Source organism: Nocardia noduli (assembly GCF_019038455.1).
GTDB classification, from domain to species: domain Bacteria; phylum Actinomycetota; class Actinomycetes; order Mycobacteriales; family Mycobacteriaceae; genus Nocardia; species Nocardia noduli.
In genome coordinates this window covers 1-14,776 of sequence record NZ_JAFMPL010000032.1, presented here as the reverse complement: position 1 = coordinate 14,776, position 14,776 = coordinate 1, and the positions used below count along the sequence as shown (strand labels likewise).

Sequence of the window (14,776 nt, the reverse complement as noted above, 5' to 3'; positions counted from 1 at the left end):
AGCGTCGCGCTATGCCGGATCTGAGCGATATCGCCGAATCGGCCGCAGAGAAAGCGGGGGTGTGCGCGCGGGTGGTGCCGATGCGCGCTTTCGACACCAACACCGGTCGTGTCTCCTACGTCGGTGCCCCGTGCAAGGCCACCGTGGCGACGGTGTGCCCCGCCTGCGCGAAGGCGAACAAGGCGGTACGTGCCACACAGCTGCGCGAGGGCTGGTGTGCCGAACATGAACCCGTGCGGCCGGAACCGGTCGTCACCGAGGCGCAGGCGCAGGTGTTGGCGGCGCGTGCTGATCTGTTCGGCCAGTACCACGATGCTCGCCGTGACGGGGACGGCGAACTCGCGGACGCGGTGAAGGACTGGGTGGCCGATCTGGACGTCGAGCTTCGCGAACTCGGCGTGCGGGGCCGTCTTCCCGCGTTGGAGGAGAAGCCTCGTCGGCGGGCGAAGTCGACTCGGCGTCGCGATGATGTGCCGGACCTGCCGCGTAAGAAGGTGCTGCGTACGACGGTCGGTACCGCGTATGCCAACGGCAAGTATCGGCCGTCCACGTTCTGGACTCTCACGATGCCGTCCTACGGCTCGATCAACCGGGTGTGGGATCCGGAAGGTGGCAAGGACAAGCGGGGTGCGTGGGTCTCGGACGGTTCACCGGTCGACCCGGATTCCTACGACTACCGGCGTGCCGCGCGCGACACCATGCATATGAAGGAGTTGTTCGATCACTGGATGAAGGTCCTGCGTCGCGCGGTGGGTTGGAACGTGCAGTACTGGGCCGCTGTCGAACCACAGAAACGCGGCGCCCCGCATATCCATCTCGCTATCCGGGGCTCGATCCCGACCAAACTCCTGTACGCGGTGACCGCGGCGACCTACCGCAGCATCTGGTGGCCGCACTACGACCGGGAGGTCTACACCGCCGATCACATGCCGGTCTGGAACCACGCCGCGGCGACGTTCGTCGACCCGGACAACGGTCGTCCGTTGACCAGTTGGGACGACGCACTCGATGTCATCAATTCCGTCGATGACATCGAACCGGCGCACACGGTGCGGTTCGGCGGGCAGTCCAAACCGGTTCAGATCCTCGCGGGCACACCGGAAATGGATCGCAAGGTGGCCTACCTGACCAAATATCTGACCAAGTCGGTCGGCGAGATCCTCGAGACCGACAGCGCGCGCGTGAACCGCCACTACGACCGGTTACACGCCGAACTCCAGCGCACTCCGTGTTCGAAGTCGTGCGCGGTGTGGCTGCGCTACGGCATCGTCCCCAAGAACGCCAACGAGAAGACCCAACCGGGCCACTGCCGAGGCAAGAACCATCGCCGGGAACTGCTCGGTGTTCCGGGGAAACGCTGCAACAACTCCCGCGAGTGGAGCGGCAAGACCCTGCCCGACCACAAGGCCGAACGCATGGAATACGTGCGGAGCAAGCTGGCCGCGATCGGCATCATCCCACCCGACACCTCGCACCTGAGGATCACCCCGGTCGGTCCGGGTGACCGTGACGCGCCCCCGATCTCACACCTGATCATCGCAGCGGTCTCAGCCAAGATCGCCCAGAAAGCGCAGTACACAACGGCCCGTCTCGTGAACGCCGAAGGACCACCAGGCAACGACCCTGTGTCACCTGAAACCGTTGCAAAACAACAAGATTCGACAAGTCAGATAGCGGCGTAGGAGGAATGGCAATGAGTGAGAAAGATACGTTTCTCCGGGCGAAGCAGTGCGAGGAGTTGACCGGGATTCCGGAGGCGACTTGGCGGTGGTGGGCGCACGTAGGCCGCGGTCCGGAGAGCTTCAAACTCGGTCCGCGTCGGCGAGTGTGGCGCAAGTCCGTCGTGCTGGCCTGGATCGCCGAACAGGAAGAGACCACCGGTAGCAACCGGACGGCGGCGTAGTGGCTATTCGACGTCATCGCCGGTCCGGTATCGAGGATCTCTGGACCAAGGAGGAACGTCTACCGGACGGCTCGGTGCAGCGTGTGCCGTCCGCGATCCACGGTAAGTGGAAGCGTTGGCGTGCAAGGTATGTGGACGATACCGGTCAGGAGCATTCGAAGACCTTCGCCCGTAAGACCGATGCACAGGCGTGGCTGAACGGTCAGGTGTCCTCGCTGGTGCAGGGCACCCACGTTGCCCCGAAGGACATGCAGCGCACGGTGTCGGAATGGTGTGAGGAGTGGCTCAAGGGCTACGCCAACAACCGTGACGGAACCGTGCGCCAGGCGCGCGTCCATATCGCCCAGATCACTGCGGAGTTCGGCGGTGTGCAGCTGGCAGCTATCCGTCCGTCCGCGATCAAGACATGGACGGCCAAGCTCAAGGCCCGCGGTCATGAGGCCAGCTACATCTACGCGTTGCACGGTCGGCTGTCGCAGATCCTCAGTGACGCCGTGCTGGACGGCATCCTGGCGCGTAATCCGTGCTCGAAGCGGACGACACCGCCGATGGGCAAGCAGAAGGTCTATTGCGCTACGACGGAACAGGTTTGGGCGCTGCATGACCTGATGCCGGACCATCTGCGGCCCGCGATCCTGCTCGGGGCCTTCGCCGGACTGCGGATCTCCGAAGCCTGCGGACTGCGGGTGCTGGATGTCGATTTCGTGCGCGGTGTCGTCCATCCGAAACAGCAGTGGCCTGCTCGGGAACTCAAGACCGATGGTTCCGAAGCGCCGATCCCGATCCCGCGTGAACTCGCTCTCATGCTGTCGTCGGCTGTTCAGCAACGACCGGGGGAGCGGGTCCTCACCGATGACGACGGCAAGCCGGTCCCGCCGTGGCATATCGATCGTGCGCTGCGTGCGGTCCGCGGTGACGTTGTCGGCCTCCCCGAGGAGTTCGGGTTTCAGGATCTGCGCCATTACTTGGCGTCGTTGTTGATCGGCAACGGGGCGAACATCAAGGTGGTTCAGGCCCGGATGCGGCACGCGACGGCGAAGACGACTCTCGACACCTACGGGCATCTGTGGCCGGATACGGACGAGTCCACCCGCCGTGTGATCGCGTCTGTGATCACGGAACGGGTGGACTCGATGCCGTCTACTGCGTATGAACTGCGTACGAAACGGGCCAAGTAGCCCTATTCGTGCAGGTCAGGGCTACACGTCGAAGTAGAGCTCGAACTCGTACGGGTGCGGACGCAGGTTGACCGGGGCGATTTCCTGGGTGCGCTTGATGTCGATCCAGGTCTCGATCAGGTCGGGGGTGAAGACGTTGCCTTCGGTCAGGTAGTCGTGATCCTGCTCGAGGCGGTCGATGACCGAGGCCAGGCTGGTGGGGGCCTGCGGGATGTTCTTGGCCTCCTCCGGCGGGAGCTCGTAGAGGTCCTTGTCGACGGGGGCCAGCGGCTCGATCTTCTTCTTGATGCCGTCCAGGCCGGCCATCAGCATGGCGGCGAAGGCCAGGTACGGGTTGCCCGAGGAGTCCGGCGCGCGGAACTCGATGCGCTTGGCCTTGGGGTTGTTGCCGGTGACCGGGATGCGGACCGCGGCCGAGCGGTTGCGCTGCGAGTACACCAGGTTGATGGGGGCTTCGTAGCCCGGCACCAGGCGGTGGTAGGAGTTCACGGTCGGGTTGGTGAACGCGAGCAGCGACGGCGCGTGGTGCAGGATGCCGCCGATGTAGTGGCGCGCGATATCGGACAGGCCACCGTAGCCGGCCTCGTCGTGGAACAGCGGCTTGCCGTCCTTCCACAGCGACTGGTGCGCGTGCATGCCCGAGCCGTTGTCACCGAAGAGGGGCTTCGGCATGAAGGTGACGGTCTTGCCGTCGGCCCACGCGGTGTTCTTCACGATGTACTTGAAGAGCTGCAGGTCGTCGGCCGCGCCGAGCAGGGTGTTGAACTTGTAGTTGATCTCGGCCTGACCGGCGGTGCCGACCTCGTGGTGGCCGCGCTCGAGTTCGAAGCCCGCGTTCTGCAGGTTGGTCGCGATCTTGTCGCGCAGGTCGACGTAGTGGTCGTACGGCGCGACGGGGAAGTAACCACCCTTGTTGCGCACCTTGTAACCACGGTTGGCGGTGCCGTCCGGGTTGGTCTTGGCACCGGTGTTCCAGGAGCCCGAGACCGAGTCGATCTCGTAGAACGAGCTGTTCATCGTCGAGTCGTAGCGGACCGAGTCGAAGATGTAGAACTCCGCCTCGGCGCCGAAGTACGCGGTGTCGGCGATACCGGTCGAACGCAGGTACTCCTCTGCCTTGCGCGCGATGTTGCGCGGGTCGCGGGAGTAGGCCTCGCGGGTGAACGGATCATGCACGAAGAAGTTCAGGTTCAGCGTCTTGGCGGCGCGGAACGGGTCGAGGCGCGCGGTGCTGAAGTCCGGCAGCAGCAGCATGTCCGACTCGTCGATCGACTGGAAGCCACGAACGGAGGAGCCATCGAAGGCTAGCCCTTCCTCGGCGAGGTCAGCGGTGAAAGCCTTCCCCGGGATCGAGAAATGCTGCTGTACACCCGGAAGATCGCTGAAGCGGATATCGACGTATTCGACCTCCTGCTCCTTGATGTACTGGATGACCTCGTCGGCCGTGCTGAACGTCACTTGTTCTCCTTACGGATCGGTTCCCAGCGAGTGTCGATTGCATGGGTTCGTCGCGTCCAGACGCTATGGACGCGGTGTTTCCTGGCAATCAAGGCTGTGTTTCGCCAGTGTTACACGTGCGGCTGGCGGGGTGTGGATGCTCACCCCGGCTCGTCCAGCATCGTAATCCTGCCATCCGTTCATCGCCCGGTGACGCTGAACTCCCCTTATGCGGTGCGGGCCCCGTGGTCGCCGCCGCCTACCCTGGAAGCCATGGCGCGCATTACCGGTAGCTGGCTTTCCGGACCCTCGGCCGAGTCGGGGGACTCGGCTACGCCCGAGTTTCCCGGCGAACACCTCGGCCTGCCGAAGTCCGGCGCCGGGGCGATCGCGGGGCAGGGTCGCCGGATCGCGGCGATGTTCGTCGACTGGCTGATGGCCGTCGGGATATCGCTGCTGATCCTGCGTCATGTGAACGCGAATCTGCCGTTGCTGATCTGGTTCGTGGTCGGTGTCGCCGCGGTGACGCTGTTCGGGTTCACGCCCGGTCAGTACTTCCTGCGGCTGCGGGTCCTGCGGGTCGATGCCGCGGTGCCCGTCGGGTTCGTGCGAGCGCTGGCCAGGCAGGTGCTGTTGATCTTCGTGGTACCGGCGTTGTTCACCGACGCCGACGGTCGCGGCATGCACGACCGGGCGACGGGAACGGCGGTCGTCAACGCGCGCTGATCGCCGAGCGATCAGCGCCTGCGGATGGTCCGCTGCACACCGCGCATCTTGGCGCCCGCGGGCATCGGCCCCTTCGGCATCGCGGGTCCGCTGCGCGCGCCGAGCGCGGCCAGCCTGCCCTCGATGAGGTCGATCCGCTTGACATCGATATTGCGCGGCAACTTCGTGAGGTAGCGCTGTAGTTCCTTGAGCGGCACCTGGCCCTCGTCGTTGCCGATGATCACGTCGTAGATGGGGGTGTCACCGACGAGGCGGGCGGTCTTCTTCTTCTCCTGCGCGAGCAGGGACTTGAGCCGCTGCGGGGAGCCCTCGCCGACGAAGACGACGCCCGGCAGCCCGATCACCCGGTGCACCGCGTCCAGTTGGGTGGTCGCGGCGATGCCGTTGTTCACCCGCCATTTGCCCTGCAGGTTGTCGAGCACCCACGCGGCCGCGCCCGCCTGGCCCTCGGCCTTGGCGTAGACGTTCTTCTGCACCCGGCGGCCGAAGATGATGAAGGCGGCCAGGACGCCGAGCAGGATGCCCAGCGGCAGCAGGAACAGCAGGATGCCGAAGATCAGTCCGATGACAAGGAACACCGCGGTGATGCCGACGAGTGCGCCGATCATCAGCGGCAGCAGCAGCTTGTCCTCTTTGCGCTGCATCTGGAATGCCTGCCACAGCTGCTGACGCCGCTGTTTCGACGCCTGTTTGCGCGCCGCCTTAGCCGCGGCTTTCGCTTCCTTGGACTGCGTGCCGCCCTTACCTGCTGCCATGGTTCCCAGGATAGTGGCAGCGTAGGGGCCGGTCGGCGGCGGGACGGACTGCTCGCCGATGCCGGGAGCGGTAACCGTGACGCACCGTCACCTCAGCGGTCGGCTTCGTCGCGGATCGCCGCCGCGACGGCCGCGGGCATCGACTCGTGACGGACGTAGTTCCTGCTGAAGTCGCCGGTTCCGTGCGAGAGCGACCGCAGGTCGATCGCGTAGCGGCTCAGCGCGAGTTCGGGTACCTCCGCGCGCACCCGGGTTCGTCCGTCACCGTGCGGTTCGGTGCCGAGTACCCGCCCGCGCCGCGCGGACAGATCGCTCAGGACCGAGCCGACGTAGTCGTCGGACACCACGACCGCGACCTCCGCGACGGGCTCGAGCAGCGCGACTCCGGCGGTGGCCGCGGCCTCGCGCAGCGCGAGCGCCCCCGCGGTCTGGAACGCCGAATCGGAGGAGTCGACCGAATGGGCTTTGCCGTCGAACAGCGTCACCCGGACGTCGACCAGCGGATATCCGGCCGCGACGCCGCGCGCCGCCTGTGCCCGCACACCCTTCTCGACCGAGGGGATGAACTGGCGCGGCACCACGCCGCCGACCACCCGGTCGACGAACTCGATCCCCGACCCGCCCGGCAGCGGTTCCACCTCGATCTCGCAGACGGCGTACTGGCCGTGTCCGCCGGACTGCTTCACATGCCTGCCGCGCGCGGTGGCCTTCCCGGCGAAGGTCTCGCGCAGTGCCACCCGGTGCTCGACCACGTCCACCTGGACGCCGAAACGGCTCCGCAGCCGCTCGAGCGCCACATCCCGGTGCGCTTCGCCCAGACACCACAGCACCAGTTGTTCGGTCAGCGCGTTGTGTTCGACGCGCAGGGTCGGATCCTCGGCGGCCAGCCGGGCGAGACCGTGTGACAGTTTGTCCTCGTCGGATTTGCCGTGCGCGCGAATCGCGATGGGCAGCAGCGGATCCGGCATCGGCCACGGTTGGATGAGCAGCGGGGCCCCGGTCTCCGACAGCGTGTCGCCGGTTTCCGCGTGCCCCAGTTTGCCGACATAGGCGATATCGCCCGCGATGACCTGCCCCAGCGCGAACTGCCGCTTGCCGAACGGCGCGGTCACCGAGCCGACGCGTTCGTCGACGTCGTGATCGGGATGCCCGCGCTCCTCCAGACCGTGCCCGCAGACGTGCACGGTGTCGTCGGTGTGCAGGGTTCCCGAGAACACTCGGACCAGCGATACCCGCCCGACGTAGGGGTCCGACGCGGTGCGGATCACCTCCGCGGCCAGGGCCGCGCCCGGGTCGCACGACAGGGGGCGCGGTTCGCTGCCGTTGGTCGCGGGCGCGGCACGGACCACGTGTTCGGTCGGTGTCGGGAATCCGCCGACGATCAGATCGAGCAGTTCCACCGTGCCGAGCCCCTGTTTCGCGCCTTCGACAGCGGGCGCGCCGAACAGCACCGGGTGGAAACTGCCGTGCGCGACGGCCCGCTCGAGATCGGCGGTCAAGGTGCCGAGTTCGATATCGTCACCGGCGAGATATCGCTCCAGCAGCGATTCGTCCTCGCTCTCGGCGATGATTCCCTCGATCAGCCGATTACGCGCGTCCTCGAGCACCGCGCGCTGTTCCTCCGACGGGGCGGTCCGCTCGGCGGCGCCCGAGGAATAGTCGACGACGCAATTCGGCAGTAATTCGATCAGCCCGGTCACCGGGCGATGTCCGTCCGGACTCTTCGGCCCGTAGACGGGCATATGCAGCGGCAGCACGTGCTCGGCCCCACCGCCGAGTACCGCGCCGCAGGTCCGCACCATATCGTCGAAATCCCCGCGTGCGGTGTCGAGATGGGTGATGACGATCGCGCGCGGCATTCCCACCGCCGCGCATTCCTCCCACAGCGCCCGCGTCGCCCCGCTGACCCCCTCCGGCCCCTCGGCCGCCGAGACGACGAACAGCGCCGCGTCCGCCGCGCGCAGACCGGCCCGCAACTCGCCGACGAAATCCGCGTATCCGGGGGTGTCGACCAGGTTGATCTTCATGCCGTCCCAGGCCATCGGCACCACCGACAGCTGCACAGATCGGCGCTGACGATGTTCGATGTCGTCGTAATCGGACAGGGAGGTCCCGTCCTCCACCCGCCCGGCGCGATTCACGGCCCCCGCGGTCAACGCCAGCGCGTCGACCAGTGTCGTCTTACCCGCCGCGCAATGACCGACCAGCACCACATTCCGAATGCGTTCGGGCCGGTCGACCGTCACCACTCTGCCGTTGCCCCCGGCAGATCCACTCGTCTTGTCCACCATGTGTCACGCTTCCTCGCCTCGACACCGCGGTACTTCGAGCTTCCCACCATCGGATGCCGAACGTGGACGATTCCGCGGAAGGCGGCGACCGGGGAGGGGGCCCCGCCCCGGTCGCGCCGCCGGATCAGGCCGAGATCACCCCGGCGAACCAGGTCCAGGACCGGCCCTTCGACGAACAGGTGAAACTGCCGTGGAAACCGGCCTCGCATTTCGCGCCCGCGTACTCGACGTAGGGCCCCCACTGTCCGTCGCCGGATTTCACGTCCGCGAGGGCGGGATTGCCGCCCGCGAGGGTGTACGGGGTGCCCGGGTCGGTGGAGGGGTGGGCGGGCAGCCACGGCTGGCTGATGACGATCTTGTTCATCTTCACCGTTGCGGGCAGGAAGCTGTACTGCACCGGGACCGGTCCGCCCAGGTCACAGCCGACGGTCCCGTCGTCGAAGATGGCGCAGTTGGCGCTGCCCGCGTTGAAGAAGACCGGGCCGGGGTCGGCCTGCGCGATACCGGTGGAGAATGTCGCCGCCGTCGCCGCGGCCAGTGCCACCGTGCCGAGAACCGCGCCGACCATATTCGCCATACGTTTCATTCGAACTCTCCTGACGTCTCGTGTGTCGCGGAAAGGAATCGTTCTGTATGTCGTCTGCTCCGAGGTGTTCGTTCCGGATGGGTGGTAAGCCTATCGGTCATTCGCGCGGCACGGTCAGAGCGTCAGCCCGGGATCGGTGAGATCGGGGATTCGCCGCAACCCCGCGCCGACCTCGAAGGCGAGGTCACGGTAGCCGAGGGCGAGTTCGGAGAGCCGGTGCCAGGCGTGGTGCAGTTCCGGTTCCGGATGACGATCGGTCAGCGCGCCGCGGGCGAGCACGCTGTATCGGGCGAGCCGATCGACCACGGCGCCAACCGATTCGGTGTGCAGGTGCGCCCCGCCGTGCGCGGAGGGCAGTTCGGCCGCGAGCCAGCGATCGATATGGCGGACCAGGCTCGTGCGACGGATCGCGATCTCCCCGCGTGGACCCGCGGCGGTTCGTAATTCGGTATGGGCGAGGGCCAGCTCGCCGGCCGCCCACAGCACCGGATGGGACGCGCCGCGCTTACCGGCGCAGGAATCGAGGAGCAACTCCTTCGAGGGGAACAGGTTCGACGGGGTCCCCGGTTGTCGACTCGCGCTCATCTCAGCGCCGCCTTCGCGTGACACCCGGCGTCTCTGTTCGCCACGGCGGATCGGCGAGGGCGTAATACACTGCCTCCCGCGTGGTCAATCCGATGAGTCGGGCGAATTCTGCTGCTTCGCAGACGAATTCGGCGAATTGCATGGCAGCGACGGCCTGTTCCAGCGACACCGTGCGGCCCGGTAGGTACGACACCACCCACCGGCCGTCCCCGACGGTTCTGGCATTGTGCCCGCTCCGATCGCTGATGACATGTACACGATTGACTACCTGCACCGACATGGTTCCCCGATCTCGCCGAATGCTCGGCGTGCCACCACTGCTCAGGTCCGCTGCTCAGCCCTCCCGCAGATCAGCCCCCGGGTCCACTGAATCAGAGTGTGAATCTACAGTACTGAAATTCACACGAGGTGACAATCGTGAATATCGGTATTCTCCCGCACGAGCGGGCCCCAGCGGCCGGACCGAGCTGAGGAGTACCGATGGCGCCGACCTCCCCGACCGTCGCGGGTTGGGAACTGGTGCTCCGAATACGTCAGCGCGTCAACGAACTCGGCCTCACGTCCCGCGAGATCCAGAAGACGCTCGGCATCGGACCCACCTACTGGTCGCAGACCACCAATTACAAAGGGGTCCTCGCCGAGAACAAACTCGACCAGCTCGCCGCCCTGCTCGAATTCCCCGCGGGCGAACGGCGCGAACTGGTCGAACTGCGCGGCCTGGCGAAGGAACGCGGCTGGTGGAACCGGTACTCGGCACTGTTCGACGAGGGCACGCTGCGCTACCTCGGGCTGGAGGCGGGCGCGACCCACGTCAAGAGTTACGAGAGTTCGGTCGTCCCCGCGCTTTTGCAGACCGAGGACTACATCCGCGCGCTGATGACCTCGACGGTGGCCGCGCGGCCCGCCGAGGCGGAGGAACTGGTCAGGGCCAGGCTGGAACGACAGCGGCGACTGCGCGGCGAGCATCCGGTGCTACTCACCGTGGTTCTGGGACAGGCGGCGCTGATGCAGCAGGTGGGCGGTGTCGACGTGCAGCGCGCGCAGTTGCGCGCGTTGGTCTCGGCGATCGAGGATCTCGCGGGCACGGTCGACATCCGTGTGATCCCGTTCGAGGTGGACACGGCCGCGGCGGTCAATGCGGCGACCTTCACCGTCCTCGAGTTCGCGAGTGAGCGGCTGCCGACCATCGGTCGACTGGAATCGGCGACTTGGTCGGAATTGATCGAGGAACCCAGGATCGTCGAGCAGTTGAAGTACCAGTATCTGCGCGCGCGGTCCTCGGCGCTGGAACTGGAGGATTCGGTGGCGTTGATCGAGGAGATCGAGCGGGGGATGACGGGGTAGTCGCGTCGCGCGCGATCCGTTCGGCGGGTGCCGGAACGGATCGCGCGCCGAGGCTCAGCTCTTCTCGCAGGCGATGCCGTCACCGTCGCGGTCGAGGTCGTATTCGTCGGGGCCGATGACCTGTACCCGTCCGGTGTAGGCGGGCCCGTTGCCGCTGCCGCCCTTGCAGTCGACGTCGCTCGCGTACGGAACACACGGGGTGTAGGAGGGGTGGCAGCCGGACTCGGGTGCGGCGGTGGCCGCGCCGGTCGCGGTGAGGGCGAAGCCCAGGGCAAGGGTGGAAGCGCCGAGGGCGGCAGTGAATCGCATAGTGCTCCATTCGAGATTTACAGCGGGGGACAGTGTGGCACAGCGGCGCGGGCATCGACCGGGCAACCGGGCCGCTGTCGAGCGAACGATCGACACGCGCCGCAGCTCACCGCGTGATCCGCGCGGAGCCCCGCGGCGGTGTCGGCACGGGAACGCGTCGGTGGGCAATCATCGGGATGCCCCCTGAACCTCGATTCCCGGCATCGGATCCCGTGCGGTGCTGTGTCAACTCTCACACTGCGCCACACCCGACTTTGTGATGCCAATGCCCTGCTCTTACAGTGCCTTTCGGGTTTTCCGCGCGTTCATGCGCCGGATACTGTCGACTGGTCGATTGTGCGAGCGTGATGGAGGGTGACCGCCGATGCTGGTCATCAACGAACGGGCGGCCCTGCCGCGATCCGAACAGCGAGTTCTCGACTGGATGCGGACCTGGACGGGTCAATACATCATTGTCGGCCTTGCGATCTCGGGATGTCATGTCCCCGAGAGACACCGCGAGGGCGATACCCAGGAAGCCGACCTCGTCGTCATCACGCCGCGCGCGGTGGTCGTGATCGAGGTCAAGGGCACGGTTCCCGACGCGACCTCGGGCGTGCTGTCGGTACAGGCCGACGGTCGCTGGCGGCTGTCGGGCTTCGAGGGCGACCCGATCCACGTGCGCGACAACGACACCAGCCCGTTCGACCAGGTGACGAACAATGTGTTCAACCTCAAGACGCTGGTGCGCGGACACCACCCCGACGCCTACGTGGACGGGTTGATCGTCGTCGTTCCGTCCTGGGAATCGACCATCACCCTCGAGGTCGAATCGCGGCAGCACGGCTGCGGTGTCGTCCTCGGATCCACACCGGGGGAGTTGCGGGCGTGGTTGCACCGCACCTCGAATCGCAAACTGCTGTGGACGGCGGAGGCGGTGCACGCGCTGTTGGTCGATATGAACATCGGCGATCAGCTCACGGTCGAAGACCTTCTGGCCGAGGGGTTTCCATCGGCGACCGGTCGACGCGTCCAGCGCTCGGCCGCGGTGAGTGGCGAATCGGTCGCGGGCCGGGAGGAATCGGTGACCGAGGTGTCGGGTGCCGCTGTCGCGCAGGCATATCCGGATCACCTGTCCGGACAGTTCGCTCGCCGCACTGCCGCGCAGGACGCCGAGGTCGGTGCCACACCGGTGACCACGGCCCCGGCGGATTCGCCGATGGTCGAATACGCGTCCGCGGCGGTCGACGTCGCACGGATGCCGGAATCACCCGCACACCGGCTCGCGAGCTCCGCGTCGACCGTGGATACCGCGCTCGCGACACCGTCGGCCGTCCAGCAGCGGGATTCCTCGCAGGCGGCGATGTCGGAGCAGTTGGTCGTCGTCACGGACCGGGCCGACGAATCCGGTGTCCGAGCGCCGATCGAGGGGGTACTGAATTACGTCGCTCCATTGGCGTACGCGGTATCGGGCCGTACCGACTCGCCGCCACCGGGGTCTCCCGCGCCGTACGAAGCAGACGAATCCGGCGTGGCCGATCATCCGCCCACCGGGACAGAACACGGGCCGAGTGGGTCCGACCCGGATACCGCACCACCTGTTCGTCCCGGCGCCTCGCCGTATCCGGACGGCTTGGAGGACATTCCCACGGATCTCGAACCACGGCGTCTGCCGGAATCGGGCGGTCAGCGTCCGCCCCATTCGCTGTCGCCTCGGGCCGACCATCAATTGCCGTGGATAGCGCCGGATCCCGACACGGACTCGTCGCCGGTTCCACGAGTGCCATCCACCTATGTGCGTCCGCCCTGGATTCCGCCCGATGACGACGCCTTGGCGTCCCCGCCCCCGGTGGACGTCCAGCGAGGTCACCCGGAGCCGGATTCCGACGATGTACGTGCGCTCGTCCTCGACAAGAGCCCGACGCCGCCCGCACCCATCGAGCCCGCCCGGTCGACCGGAACGTCGGGGGAATTCCGCGAGAGCGCACCCGAGGCCGAGGTCGATCCGTCCCCGACCGCTCACCCGGCGTCGGAGTTCACCGACCGATGGACGTCGTGGATCGACGACGTCCGCCCCGCGCCCCTGCCGCGCAGGACCGTCCCGGTCCGGCCGGAGCCGAACGAGCCCCTGCCCGCGTACGGGAATGTCGCCCGGCCGAGCGGAGCTCCACCGTTCGCGTACCGGGCTGTCGACCCGCCGACCCCGGTGCGCACGGTCGCGGAACCGTCCACCCGCGGGCCGCACGTGGATGCCTCATTGCCTGTCCGCGCGTCCCGTCCGGTGCTCGCGGATGTGTCCGCACCCGTCGACGAGCCGCGGTTCCTGCGCAGGAATGTGACCGTCGTCGAACCCGAAAATCGTTCCACGAACCCACTTCACGCCGCGGTGACCACGATCCGCGACCACGTCCCCACCCGTATGCCGAGCCTGAAACTGGGCGACCGTTTCCCGCAGCAACTCGCCGCGCTCGCCGTCATCGCGTTGAGCGTCGGCGCGATCTGGGTCATCGTCTCCACGGGAGCCGCCGAAGAGGGGGCTTCGGTGACCCCACCGGCCCAGCAGAACCAGAACGCCGAAGTCGTCGGTCCGCCCGGCGCGGAGACGCCGGGCCGGTCACCGATATCGCTGCCCGCGGTGTGCTTTCCGCTCCCGACGAGCTGCTGACCGCATTCGGGCACACCTCCGGGACACGCTCGCCGGTATCGGCGAGCTCTTCCAACTGCGGCACCCGGCACCTGCACAAACGTACTTAGGGTTTGCTAACCTAAACACATGGCCAAGCGCGTGAAGTACGTCAAGCCGGAGGCGCGGCGGATCCGGTCCGCCGAGACCCTGACGTCGAAGCGAATCAGCACCAATTTCGTACGGGTGACCGTCGGAGGTCCCGACCTGCACGATTTCACCGCCATGGGCTACGACCAGTGGTTTCGCCTGTTCCTCCGCAGGGAGCAGCAGAGCGAACTACGACTGCCGACCGTCGCGAACAACCTCTGGTATGCCCAATACCTGATGATGAGCAAGGACTCCCGTCCCTTGGTGCGCAACTACACGGTGCGCGATTTCCGTCCGGCGGGTTCCGGAGAATACGGCGACCATCCCGAGATCGATATCGACTTCGTCTCCCACGGCGACGACAGCCCCGCCTCGGCCTGGGCGAACAATGTGAGCACCGGGACGCCGGTCGGCCTGTTCGACGAGGGCCTCATGTACCAGCCGCCCGAGCACACGAACTGGTCACTGCTCGTGGGTGACGAGAGCGCGCTGCCCGCCCTCGCGGGTGTGCTGCGCTCGGCGCCGCGCGACCTGCGTGGCGCGGCCTACATCGAGATCCCCACCGCCGACGACGTTCAAGAACTCGACGCGCCCGAGGGCGTGCAGGTGCACTGGCTGACGCGAAAGAATCCGGACGACGCGGTCGGCAAACTCGCCCTGGACACCGTCCGCGAATCCGACCTACCGACCTCCGGCGTCTACGGCTTCGTCGCGGGCGAACAGAGTCTGGCCACCGGCGCGCGCAGGCATTTGGCCAACGACCGCGGAGTCCCCAAGGGCGACATCACCTTCACCGGCTACTGGCGTTTCGGCAAGGCCGCACCGAGCTGATCCGCGGAAGAAGCCCGACCGTTTCACGGATTGGGCTCCGCGGTTCTCGGCAGGCTCGATCTGCCGGGCGGGGCTCAGA

14 protein-coding genes are annotated in these 14,776 nt (G+C 66.8%); 7 read left to right on the top strand and 7 right to left on the bottom strand.

The annotated features are described in order from the left end of the window. The first annotated feature begins 11 nt into the window (after window positions 1–11). The 3 genes from JZ792_RS18955 to JZ792_RS42985 are packed head-to-tail and all read left to right on the top strand — an operon-like array spanning window position 12 to window position 3,081. Entirely contained in the window at window positions 12–1,682 is a 1,671-nt protein-coding gene (locus tag JZ792_RS18955) for a replication initiator (protein WP_254190032.1), read from the top strand. A gap of 11 nt (window positions 1,683–1,693) precedes the next feature. Then, window positions 1,694–1,903, top strand: a complete 210-nt coding sequence (locus tag JZ792_RS18950) for a helix-turn-helix transcriptional regulator (protein ID WP_216911837.1) — start codon at window positions 1,694–1,696, stop codon at window positions 1,901–1,903. Next, entirely contained in the window at window positions 1,903–3,081 is a 1,179-nt protein-coding gene (locus JZ792_RS42985) for a tyrosine-type recombinase/integrase (protein ID WP_216911836.1), read from the top strand. Before JZ792_RS18950 ends, JZ792_RS42985 begins: the two co-directional genes overlap by 1 nt. A gap of 21 nt (window positions 3,082–3,102) precedes the next feature. Here the strand turns inward: JZ792_RS42985 and glnA are convergent, their stop codons facing one another. Beyond that, the gene (glnA, locus tag JZ792_RS18940; protein ID WP_216911835.1) at window positions 3,103–4,539 is read right to left on the bottom strand and encodes a type I glutamate--ammonia ligase; all 1,437 of its coding nucleotides are present in this window, start codon (window positions 4,537–4,539) and stop codon (window positions 3,103–3,105) included. 252 nt (window positions 4,540–4,791) lie between these two features. On the opposite strand from glnA, the gene JZ792_RS18935 reads away from it, so the two are divergent. Continuing rightward, window positions 4,792–5,244 carry an RDD family protein gene (locus JZ792_RS18935; RefSeq protein WP_216911833.1) on the top strand — a complete coding sequence of 151 codons (453 nt, stop codon included), beginning with the start codon at window positions 4,792–4,794 and terminating at the stop codon, window positions 5,242–5,244. Between the two features lie 11 nt (window positions 5,245–5,255). Here JZ792_RS18935 and JZ792_RS18930 read toward each other — a convergent pair whose 3' ends face one another. From JZ792_RS18930 to JZ792_RS18910, 5 genes are all read right to left on the bottom strand, one after another. After that, on the bottom strand, window positions 5,256–5,999 hold the full coding sequence (locus JZ792_RS18930) for a DUF4191 domain-containing protein (RefSeq protein WP_109526330.1): 744 nt from the start codon (window positions 5,997–5,999) through the stop codon (window positions 5,256–5,258). Window positions 6,000–6,091: 92 nt separating this feature from the next. Continuing rightward, window positions 6,092–8,290: an elongation factor G-like protein EF-G2 gene (locus JZ792_RS18925; RefSeq protein ID WP_216911831.1), complete on the bottom strand. Its 2,199-nt coding sequence runs from the start codon at window positions 8,288–8,290 to the stop codon at window positions 6,092–6,094. 124 nt (window positions 8,291–8,414) lie between these two features. Next, a complete protein-coding gene (locus JZ792_RS18920; protein WP_216911829.1) occupies window positions 8,415–8,876 on the bottom strand; it encodes a hypothetical protein in 462 nt (153 codons plus the stop codon). A gap of 114 nt (window positions 8,877–8,990) precedes the next feature. Then, entirely contained in the window at window positions 8,991–9,461 is a 471-nt protein-coding gene (locus JZ792_RS18915; protein ID WP_216911827.1) for a DUF4254 domain-containing protein, read from the bottom strand. A gap of 1 nt (window position 9,462) precedes the next feature. Then, complete coding sequence (locus tag JZ792_RS18910; RefSeq protein WP_216911826.1) at window positions 9,463–9,741, bottom strand: hypothetical protein; 279 nt, start codon at window positions 9,739–9,741, stop codon at window positions 9,463–9,465. Between the two features lie 200 nt (window positions 9,742–9,941). On the opposite strand from JZ792_RS18910, the gene JZ792_RS18905 reads away from it, so the two are divergent. Next, window positions 9,942–10,805: a DUF5753 domain-containing protein gene (locus tag JZ792_RS18905; RefSeq protein WP_216911824.1), complete on the top strand. Its 864-nt coding sequence runs from the start codon at window positions 9,942–9,944 to the stop codon at window positions 10,803–10,805. A gap of 54 nt (window positions 10,806–10,859) precedes the next feature. Here the strand turns inward: JZ792_RS18905 and JZ792_RS18900 are convergent, their stop codons facing one another. Further along, window positions 10,860–11,114 carry an excalibur calcium-binding domain-containing protein gene (locus JZ792_RS18900; RefSeq protein ID WP_109526324.1) on the bottom strand — a complete coding sequence of 85 codons (255 nt, stop codon included), beginning with the start codon at window positions 11,112–11,114 and terminating at the stop codon, window positions 10,860–10,862. A gap of 364 nt (window positions 11,115–11,478) precedes the next feature. Here JZ792_RS18900 and JZ792_RS18895 point away from each other — a divergent pair, with 364 nt between their 5' ends. After that, a complete protein-coding gene (locus JZ792_RS18895; protein ID WP_216911822.1) occupies window positions 11,479–13,758 on the top strand; it encodes a nuclease-related domain-containing protein in 2,280 nt (759 codons plus the stop codon). A gap of 108 nt (window positions 13,759–13,866) precedes the next feature. Beyond that, a complete protein-coding gene (locus JZ792_RS18890; protein WP_216911820.1) occupies window positions 13,867–14,697 on the top strand; it encodes a siderophore-interacting protein in 831 nt (276 codons plus the stop codon). Window positions 14,698–14,776 lie beyond the last annotated feature (79 nt).

Bases quoted from the DNA above. Each gene is read 5' to 3' on its own strand.
- JZ792_RS18925 (WP_216911831.1), bottom strand. From the start codon at position 8,290: ATGGTGGACAAGACGAGTGGATCTGCCGGGGGCAACGGCAGAGTGGTG.
- JZ792_RS18895 (WP_216911822.1), top strand. From the start codon at position 11,479: ATGCTGGTCATCAACGAACGGGCGGCCCTGCCGCGATCCGAACAGCGA.
- JZ792_RS18950 (WP_216911837.1), top strand. From the start codon at position 1,694: ATGAGTGAGAAAGATACGTTTCTCCGGGCGAAGCAGTGCGAGGAGTTG.
- JZ792_RS18910 (WP_216911826.1), bottom strand. From the start codon at position 9,741: ATGTCGGTGCAGGTAGTCAATCGTGTACATGTCATCAGCGATCGGAGC.
- JZ792_RS18890 (WP_216911820.1), top strand. From the start codon at position 13,867: ATGGCCAAGCGCGTGAAGTACGTCAAGCCGGAGGCGCGGCGGATCCGG.
- JZ792_RS18930 (WP_109526330.1), bottom strand. From the start codon at position 5,999: ATGGCAGCAGGTAAGGGCGGCACGCAGTCCAAGGAAGCGAAAGCCGCG.
- JZ792_RS18920 (WP_216911829.1), bottom strand. From the start codon at position 8,876: ATGAAACGTATGGCGAATATGGTCGGCGCGGTTCTCGGCACGGTGGCA.
- JZ792_RS18900 (WP_109526324.1), bottom strand. From the start codon at position 11,114: ATGCGATTCACTGCCGCCCTCGGCGCTTCCACCCTTGCCCTGGGCTTC.
- JZ792_RS18955 (WP_254190032.1), top strand. From the start codon at position 12: ATGCCGGATCTGAGCGATATCGCCGAATCGGCCGCAGAGAAAGCGGGG.
- JZ792_RS18935 (WP_216911833.1), top strand. From the start codon at position 4,792: ATGGCGCGCATTACCGGTAGCTGGCTTTCCGGACCCTCGGCCGAGTCG.
- JZ792_RS18905 (WP_216911824.1), top strand. From the start codon at position 9,942: ATGGCGCCGACCTCCCCGACCGTCGCGGGTTGGGAACTGGTGCTCCGA.
- JZ792_RS18915 (WP_216911827.1), bottom strand. From the start codon at position 9,461: ATGAGCGCGAGTCGACAACCGGGGACCCCGTCGAACCTGTTCCCCTCG.